The sequence below is a fragment of the Streptomyces sp. 13-12-16 genome, assembly GCF_002114215.1.
In the GTDB taxonomy this organism is placed as follows: Bacteria; Actinomycetota; Actinomycetes; order Streptomycetales; family Streptomycetaceae; genus Streptomyces.
The window spans coordinates 1-1770 of the sequence record NZ_NCTE01001408.1 but is presented as its reverse complement, the minus strand read 5'-3'; the positions used below and the strand labels follow the sequence as shown (position 1 = coordinate 1770).

Below are 1770 nucleotides of genomic sequence, written 5' to 3'. Positions count from 1 at the left end.
GGGCCGGCCGGCAGGTCCACCGAGCGCCAACGCAGGCCCGGGAACTCCTGGGCGAGGACGCGGGGCACGGCGAGGCCGGCGGCGGCGTGGGCGGCGGGCCGGTCGGTGCTCTCCACCTGCTGGGCGTTGTGGCTCAGGTGCAGCAGGCAGGTGCGGTGCGCCCAGGAGGCGGCGGCCCGCGCCACCTCCGCGTAGTGCAGGACCGACGCGCTGACGGTTTCCGCCGGGTCGTCGCCGGTGTCACCGGACGGGCCGACCACGACGATGCCCTCGCACGGAGTGCCGGGGTCCCGGACCGCTTCGTCGAGGGTGACGGTGCCGGCCCCGGCGGCGACGAGTGCGGCGCGCACCCGCTCGGACGAGGGCGAGCCGGGAGGACCGGCCACGAGCCAGCGGCCCCGCAGTGCCGACCGGTCCGCCTCGACGGGAGGCGTGCGCCGCCAGACGGGCAGCTGGAAGGGCTCGGACTCGTCCGGGGCGGCCTGCCCGGCACTGTGACCGGGGTCGGACGCTGTACCGGCCGGTGTGACGGCAGGCGGATCGATCCACAGTCTGCGGCGCTCCATGGGCAGGCCCGGCAGGGTGACACGGCGCCGCCCCGGGCGGTGCAGGGCCGCGGCGTCCAGGGGGACCCCGTGCGTCCACAGCTCTCCGGCGGCCGCCAGCAGCGCGGCACGTCCACCGCCGGGCTGCTCGCGGTCAGGGAACGCGGCCAGGGTGGCCAGGAGCTGCCGGTGTCCCTGCTGACGGGCCAGTTGGAGCAGTGCACCGCCGGGGCCCGCCTGGACGAGGACGGCCGGCCCTTCGCCCAAGGCGGTGGCCAGTGCGTCGGAGAAGCGCACGGTGGAACGCAGGTGCGCCACCCAGTGATCGGCGTCGGGAGCGGTGTCCAGCAGTTTCCCGGTGAGGGTGGTGGCGAGCGGGATGCCGGGAACACGCGCCCGGACGGTCCTGGCGGCCGCGCGCAGTTCAGGCAGGACCGGGTCGACCAGGCGCGAGTGGGCGGCCGCGTCAAGGGAGAGCCGCACGGCGCGCTCGCCGCGTGCGGTCAGGGCCCGCTCCACTTCGGCCACGGCCGGCGAGGGTCCGGACACCACACAGGACCGCGGGCCGTTGACGGCGGCCAGATCCAGTCCGGGATGTTCGGCGAGCAGGGCCAGGGTCTGCCGCTCGGTCAGCGGGACCGTCAGCATCACTCCGCCGCCGGCCGCCCGTGACATGCCGCGCGAGCGGACCGCCACCAGTGTCGCAGCGTCGGGCAGGGACAGGGCACCGGACAGCACGGCGGCCACGTACTCGCCGAGGCTGTGACCGACCACCGCGTCCGGTTCAACGCCCCAGGAGCGCAGCGTGCGCGCGGTGGCGAGGGAGACGGTGAACAGAGCGGGCAGTCCGTGGGCGGGGTCGCGCAGCAGCCGGCGCGCGTGCTCGTCGGACGGGTCGGCGGTGATCAGCGCGGTGAGGCCGGTACCGGTCCCGTCGTCGAAGAGACCGGCGCACTCGCGCACGGTGCGGTCGAACTCCTCTTCCTCTGCGCACAGTTCGCGGCCCATGCCCGCGTACTGCGCTCCCCCGCCCGGGAAGGCCAGCACGATCCTGGGCGGGGTGGGACCGGGACGGCGCCGCGGGGCGGCGCGCAGGGCGCGGCCGTCGGTCTCCACCGCCCCGGTGATCACCGCGGCGGCGCGGTACGGCAGCGTCGCGCGGCCGGTGTGCAGGGTGTGGGCCGCATCGGCGGGCGCGATCTCCGTGGTGTGGAGGGCGGTCGCG

At 76.5% G+C, this 1770-nt stretch carries 1 protein-coding gene; it reads right to left on the bottom strand.

All coding sequences use genetic code 11. The features are described from left to right. Window positions 1-1770 (bottom strand): acyltransferase domain-containing protein (locus B7767_RS41755; protein WP_143652980.1); only part of this gene is annotated, 1770 nt, incomplete at both ends.